Below are 6974 nucleotides of genomic sequence, written 5' to 3' on the forward strand. Positions count from 1 at the left end.
AAGCAAAGCTGGAGCGACGTCATGGCTGCCCTGCGCGAAGGCATCTGGGCCCTGTTCCTCCCCGGCATCATCATCTTCGGTCTGAAGTTCGGCATCTTCACCCCGACCGAAGCCGCCGTCGTTGCCGCCGTCTATTCGCTCTTCGTCGCCATCGTCATCTACCGCGAACTCAAGATCAGCCAGGTCTTCGACGTGCTGGTCACCGCCACCAAGAGCACCGGCATCGTCATGTTCCTCGTCGCCGCCGCCCTGGCCGCCGCCTGGCTGATCACCATCGCCGACCTGCCGGGCGAGATGGTCGAACTCTTGAAGCCATTGATGGGCAACCAGACGCTGCTGATGCTCGCGATGATCGCCATCCTGTTCGCCGTCGGCTGCGTGATGGACCTCTCGCCGATCATCCTGATCCTCACCCCGGTGCTGCTGCCGGTGGCCCGGCAGGCCGGGATCAACGAAGTCTACTTCGGTGTGATCTTCGTCGTCTGCGGCTCGATCGGCCTCATTACCCCGCCGGTTGGGACCGTGCTCAACGTCGTCGCTGGTGCGACCAAGAGCAACATGACCCAGGTGGTCAAAGGTGTCGCGCCGTTCCTGCTCTCGCATCTCGTCATCCTAACCTTCCTGATCCTTTTCCCGGCGCTGGTCATTGTGCCCGGACGGTGGTTGAGCTGACTGGCACCCAAGGCTGCGGGCGCGTAACGGCCGCAGGAGTCAAGCAGTATCCCAGAGCGGCCGGCCGATAAACTCGGCCAATTTGGCCGCGTCATCGCGCAGACGCACGATGTTGCCGTGATCGCAGAGGTTGATTCGCTCGCCACTGTTTAGCACCAGATTCAATTCATAGCTGACGAACGACCGCGTTTTGCCACTGCCGCTCCCACCGCCACAGTATTCAGAAACAATCTGGAGGGCATGGATGCTATCGAAGCCTGCGCGCAGCCCTCCGCCCGAGTAAACACGGTGAATGCCGTCAAACGCCATCGTCCCGAGGTTACGCGCCGCGTAATACACCCCAATGAATGAAAACACCCCGCACCCAGCAATGATTAGCAACATCGCCGGCGGAATATTCCGGAAGGAAAACGGATACTTGAGGTAAAACAGCGCCGCCATCAGTGGCCCGGCGCAAACAAATGCCGCAGAGAACAACCAGGAGGCCAGGGTGGGCCGAAACAATAGCCGTTGCATTCCGTCCGGAACGAGCCGATGCGTCCGGAAGTTTGTTCCGCCACGCTTTGCCGGACGCCAGGTCGTTTTCAGCGCAACGGGGTCATTCAGGGATGCCGGATCAAAACGCTCGACGTTACGCACCAGATGAGTAATCGCCCTGACCAACGTTTCGAACATGTAATTCGCTCCCGGTGTTGTTTTCTGGTCTTTACCGAAATCACGCAGAGTTTTCGCTACAGTTTCAGCGAAAGTGCGGTGCGATGGCAACACTCGGGAACCTGCAGGGCGAATCATCCCGGCCCGATTCAGACTAATGACGAACGAATCCGTGGGAGCGGGCTTGTGATCGAAAAAGGCCCCGTGGGTCGGCGCCTGTCAATGCTTGCCTATACAGCCAGACGCAGTATTTTTAGCGGCGGATTGGCATCGTGGCTGGGAAAGTCCTCTTCGGGATCGATCCACTCGGCGTGGAGGATCGGTCGCCCGGCTTTGCGGGCGCTACGCTCCAACTGGTCAAGCCAGGCCATTCGTTCCACCTGGGCGACGTTGTTGCAGCAGTAGAGCGCCCCCCCTTCCGCGGTGGACAACAGGGCAGGCTTGAACACGGCCGCGTAATCATTCACCAGATCAACTACACCGAACATGCTTTTGGCGTAACGAGGCGGGTCGAGAAAAACCAGATCGAACTGCTGGGCGGCCAGCTTGGGAAAAGCGGGCAGTTTCTTCCGGCGAACCACCGGGTCTTGACCGATCCCCGAATACTGCCGCGCGGCAGGAAAGAAGTTGCTCTTGATGAAGCGAACGGAAATGGGAATCCGATTCAAGCCGGCATTTTCCTTGCCAACGGCCAGGGCGCTTTCCGCGAAGTCAATATTGATAACTTCCCGCGCCCCGGCTACCGCGGCGGCAATGCCGACGCCGCAGGTATAGGCAAAGAAATTAAGCACACTCTTGCCCTTCGCCTCCTGGATGACACGCCGGCGTCCTGCCCGCAGGTCGAGGAAAAGCCAGGGATCCTGCCCGCCATGGCGGGCGCGGAAACGATAATTGACCCCCAATTCGCAGAACGTGCGGGGCTGCTCTGCCAAGGCCAGGGCGTCCGGGGAAAGTGGATTGGACACCCGGGAATGGCGCGTGCTGCGATCATTGTAGAAAACCGCCATGTCCGGCTGCAGCGCCAGGTAGAACGCTTCGATTTCCGCCAGTTCTCCATCCTGAAGCGGCTGGTGAAATGTCTGGACCAGCAGGCTATCGCCGTAGCGGTCGATGGCCAGCCCGTCACGCCCCTCCGCGCTGCCGTGGAACAGCCGGTAGGCATTCGTGCCTTCGCTGGCGCAGCGGGCAAGCAAGGCTCGGCGGGCGGCATAAGCGGCGGAAAGAAGTTCGGAGAGGGAAATTCCGGATTGGGGCATGGAGACTCCTGAAGACGCGACGGCGCTCATGTGGGGGGGCTGAGTTGTGTCTGCAGGCGCCCGACGACATCGGCGGCGCCCCGGACCCGGAAAATGGCGCCCTCGCTGTCGGCGCGTTCTTCGAGCACCTGGCAGCTTCCGTAGAGTTGGCCGCGGAAGTCCTGTGCCGACCAGGGAAGAAAGAGCTCGGCTTCGATCAGCTCCTGCTGAAAGAAGGCGACGATGGTCCGGTGCAGTTGCGCCACATCGTCGGGACAACGGGCGCTCATCACGATGCAGTTCGGGTATCGGCTGCGTAATTCCGCTTCCCGTTCAGCCCGGGCGGTGGTATCGCCGACATGATCGATCTTGTTGAAGATCCGCAGGCGAGAGACCTTGTCAGCGCCAATTTCCTGAAGCACCCGGTCGGTGACCTCCAGCTGCCGCTCGAAGCCCGGATCACTGGCATCGATGACATGCAGGAGAAGAGAGGCGTCCAGGGCCTCGTCCAGAGTGGACTTGAAAGATGCCACCAGCCCGTGGGGCAGGTTCTTGATGAAACCCACCGTGTCGCTGACCAGCACACGGGGAACGCTCTCCGGGAAAAGGGTCCGTACCGTGGTATCCAGGGTGGCGAAGAGCTTGTTGGCCACCAACACCTCGCTGCCCGTGAGGGAGCGCATCAGTGTGGACTTCCCGGCGTTGGTGTAGCCGATGAGCGCCACGCCGGCGAGCCCTTGGCGTTCCTGGCGACGGGTGCACTGGGTCTTGCGCTCGGCGTCCATCGCCATGATGTCCAGCTGCAATTCGGCAATCCGGTCGCGGATCTTGCGCCGATCCAGCTCCGTGTGTGATTCGCCGGCCCCGCGGCCGCCAACGCCGCTGCGTTGCCGCCCCTGCGGGCCCGCCAGCTTGGCGGCCTCCCGCAGCCGCGGCGCCATGTAACCCAGGCGGGCGATTTCAACCTGGGCGCGGGCAGCCCGGGAGCGCGCGTTGCGATGGAAGATCTCCAGGATGACCATGGTGCGATCCATGACCTCGCAGCCGGTTTCCTGTTCCAGGTTGCGGGCCTGCGAGGGGGATATCTCATGGTCGACGAGAATGGCATGGACTTCACCGGAATGGGCGCGCGCTGGCTGCGCCATCCCCTCTGCCCCTGCAGGCTCACACTCGTTGTTGATGAAACAGCGAATTTCATCACGCTTGCCGATGCCGAGATAGCTTGTCTGATCGAAGTTCTGGCGCTTCTGGACGAAGGTCCGCACCACAGTAAAACCAAGGGTTTTCGCCAGCTCGCGCAACTCGGTCAGGGATGCGTCGAATTCGGCATCACTGACGGATGGCAGCTGGACGGCCGCTACGACAGCCAGTCTGGGCTTCTCGTTGTCTTCTCTTTGCATTTCGCTCGTATTTTTGTCGCGGGTGCCATCGAGGCACGGGTCATTCGATCGGGGCAAACCCATAGTACGAACCATAGGCCGACGGCGCCGGTTCGTAGGCCGCCACCTTGATGGCGTCAGCCAGCGTGACCTGGTTGGTGAAACCGTCAATGCCGCCTTCCTCAGACAGCCATCTCGCTTCGACCTCCCTGTCGCTTAATCCATTGAGGCTCAGGTTCCTGTCAAAGCGCTCCGAGCGGTACTCGAAAGCCATGTCATGAGCGATGAACAGGGTGTGTGGACAGGCGGTGATGCGTGTCTCGTCAACCGGATCTGCCCCCATGACCCGAGTGCCGCAAAAGGGACAGTGCACCGGGGTGTAGTAAAAAGTCTTGAGTTCGGTTCGCTGGATGGCGTTTTTCATCGGGTACTCCTTCTTGTTTTGGAACGATCGGCGTTGGCTAGTGCTACGGTCAGCCCAGGGCAGGGAACCTGCCCGGCGGAGGCAGTCCCAACCGGGATTTATCGTGAAACGACCTGGAGACGACAGAGGTCTGAGCGGGAAAGTCCTGCCAACTCGCCGACCACTCGGCTTATCCCCTGGCCCAATAGCCACCAGGCGTTTGCATACGGCAGGACGGTAATGCCTGAATCATGGCAAAGCTGCAGTGCTTTTTCTCTTTGTATTTCAATATTCATTCAATGATTTTCAAATGACGCGGCTGGATCAGCGACGTCGGGTGGTCGGCTTTGGGGATCCCCCGTTGGATATGCCGGAAAGTGATACGTCCCTTGCTAAGGTCACACGGGGACAATTCGTGGGTGACAAGAAAGCGCGAGTCCGGCACTGCGTCCGAAACGACGCATTGCATTTCAAGCAACTTTTCTTTGACCATGATGGCCGCATGGAAAAAGCCCCTGCGGCCAGGATATTTGAAGGACATACAGCCTGATGTACAAGCTGCATTCGGAGGTCAAGCGCGCTAAGTATCGCTCGCCTGCTTGCTTTAAAAACCGGGGGTTAAACAGAAGCTGATGCGCTGACCTTCGGCCAGTACCATGTAGTCGAGAACGTTCGAATCGTTAAACCACTTGATGGTTTTCGTTGCCATATCTTGACTCTCGCAAAAATGAAAGAACCGACCACCCCGGGGTGGAACGAGATCAAGACGGCGAGGTAAGGCAGGGGGAGTGGCAACGCTGAGGTGCGAGGTCGAAACCGACGAGACAACAACACTACTTGAAATCCGGAGCGGCGCACAATACGCCCTATAGTGCCAAATAGCAAACGGTGTGCAGCCAAGATTTTTGGCAGACGCAAAACCTGCAACGCAGTCAGCGCAAAAAAAAAGCTCGGGAGGGATCCTGATAGCTCAGCCGAATGGAGGCTATAAGTCCCCTTCGAGCCCCGCCCCCCTCGCCGTATCGCTCACCCCGCTGCCACGCCATAGATCTCTGCGGCCACCCCGCGCAAGTGCCGCAACAGCAGATTGGCCCCTTCGCTCAACACCTGGTCGCGCGAGGTGATGATGCCGAAGCGCTCCATCCGGCAGGGAATATCGATCGGCAGGATCGCCAGTTCGCCGGTGGCGACGTAGTAGCTCGCCACCTCGACCGGCATCACGTGCAGGAAGTCGGTCTGCTGCAGCAGGCTCATGGTCACCGACATCGCCGTCGTTTCGACGACGTTCGACGGCATGTCGAGGTCGGCGCTGCGGAACAACATGTCGAAGCGGTTGCGCAGGATGCTGCCGCGGGCGGAAAGAATCCATTTGGCCTGCGACAGCTCTTTCAGCGTCAGGCCTTCTCGAGCGGCGAGTGGGTGCCCGCGGCGGCCGACCACGCACACTACCTCCTCGGTCATGTCCTCGTAGAGCAGGCCCGGCTCGTCCTCCTGTTCGAGAATCCGGGCCACCAGGAAATCGAGACGTTCCTGCTTGAGTCCAACAACCAGATCGTTGCTGGTACCAACCTCCACGCCGATGCACAGGTTCGGCGCCTCCTCCTTGGCGCGGGCGATGGCTTGCGGAATCAGGGTCATCGCCGGCGCGACGATCACGCCGATATTCACATGCCCTGACAAGCCGGCGCGCAACGAGGCAATCGAATCCTGCCCGTGCGCCAGGTGCGCCAGCGCCATGCGCACGTGGCGGATCATCGTTTCGCCATACACCGTCGGACGCACGCCGCGCGGCAGCCGCTCGAACAGCGGGACGCCGAGCAGGTCCTCGATGTCCTTGAGCATCTTCGAGGCGCCCGGCTGCGTCATGTTCGCCTCGTCGGCGGCCTGATGCATGTTCCGCGTCTCATCCAGCGCAATCAGCAAAAACATGTGCCGCGTTTTCAGGCGCGTTCGCACCCGGCGCGCCACGTCATTTTCGTTCATCGTCATGATGTTCCCCCTCCACGCGCTCGCTCTGATTATTGCGTCGCCACGACGAATCCGAAAGTTGCCGTCATACCGGCGGAGGCCGGTATCCGGTATCGGAGAGCAACCGCCGACTGGACCCCGGCCTTCGCCGGTATGACGAATTTATACATCTTCAGGCTTCATCGATAGCGCAGGCCTAACCGATACCAACAATGGTATCGGAAATTACGATTAATTCATTTGTTTTGTATTTTCCGAATCCTTAATCTCGCCAGCACAAAAACAACAACGCATCAACGAAAGCGCTCGCGGGGTCCTTTTTCCACGCATCTCGATCAACCGTTGCACACGACACTATAGATTCGGCCCGAATAACGCTTGAATTTCGGGTTATTGTCCCGACATGGGAATGATGGAAACGACAGAAAAAGAAGTTCAAACGCTGGAGCAGTTGTATGCCCTACGCAAGCAAGCGGTCCGGCTGCACAAAAGCGGGATGCGTGTGATGCAGATTGTCACGGCGACGGGGCTCAGCTGGCCGGGCGTACGCATGGCCCTGGACTTGTACGAAGCAGGCGGCATGGTCGCCTTGAAGCCCTCCGTACGCGGGAAGAAACCGGGTACGGGTCGAAGCCTGTCAGCGGAACAGGAACAGGCCCTTCA

Annotated in this window: 7 protein-coding genes; 2 read left to right on the top strand and 5 right to left on the bottom strand. The window is 59.9% G+C overall.

Annotation, left to right across the window (positions count from 1 at the left end; all coding sequences use genetic code 11):
- On the top strand, window positions 1–672 hold a 672-nt coding region (locus BO74_RS20145), incomplete at its 5' end, for a TRAP transporter large permease subunit (RefSeq protein WP_496445030.1).
- Between the two features lie 39 nt (window positions 673–711).
- On the opposite strand, the gene BO74_RS20150 is transcribed toward BO74_RS20145, so the two are convergent.
- From BO74_RS20150 to BO74_RS20170, 5 genes are all read right to left on the bottom strand, one after another.
- Entirely contained in the window at window positions 712–1347 is a 636-nt protein-coding gene (locus tag BO74_RS20150) for a hypothetical protein (RefSeq protein WP_496445032.1), read from the bottom strand.
- 209 nt (window positions 1348–1556) lie between these two features.
- Window positions 1557–2582 (bottom strand): class I SAM-dependent methyltransferase, encoded by a 1026-nt coding sequence (locus BO74_RS20155; RefSeq protein ID WP_496445034.1) that lies wholly within the window; start codon window positions 2580–2582, stop codon window positions 1557–1559.
- Between the two features lie 26 nt (window positions 2583–2608).
- On the bottom strand, window positions 2609–3961 hold the full coding sequence (gene hflX, locus BO74_RS20160) for a GTPase HflX (RefSeq protein ID WP_496445036.1): 1353 nt from the start codon (window positions 3959–3961) through the stop codon (window positions 2609–2611).
- A gap of 40 nt (window positions 3962–4001) precedes the next feature.
- Window positions 4002–4364 (bottom strand): hypothetical protein, encoded by a 363-nt coding sequence (locus BO74_RS20165; RefSeq protein ID WP_496445038.1) that lies wholly within the window; start codon window positions 4362–4364, stop codon window positions 4002–4004.
- Window positions 4365–5369: 1005 nt separating this feature from the next.
- Window positions 5370–6332 carry a LysR family transcriptional regulator gene (locus BO74_RS20170; protein ID WP_496445039.1) on the bottom strand — a complete coding sequence of 321 codons (963 nt, stop codon included), beginning with the start codon at window positions 6330–6332 and terminating at the stop codon, window positions 5370–5372.
- Between the two features lie 391 nt (window positions 6333–6723).
- Between BO74_RS20170 and BO74_RS20175 the strand changes: the two genes are divergently transcribed.
- The coding region (locus BO74_RS20175; protein WP_496445041.1) for a helix-turn-helix domain-containing protein at window positions 6724–6974 on the top strand (251 nt) is incomplete at its 3' end.

This window comes from Propionivibrio pelophilus DSM 12018 (genome assembly GCF_059569095.1).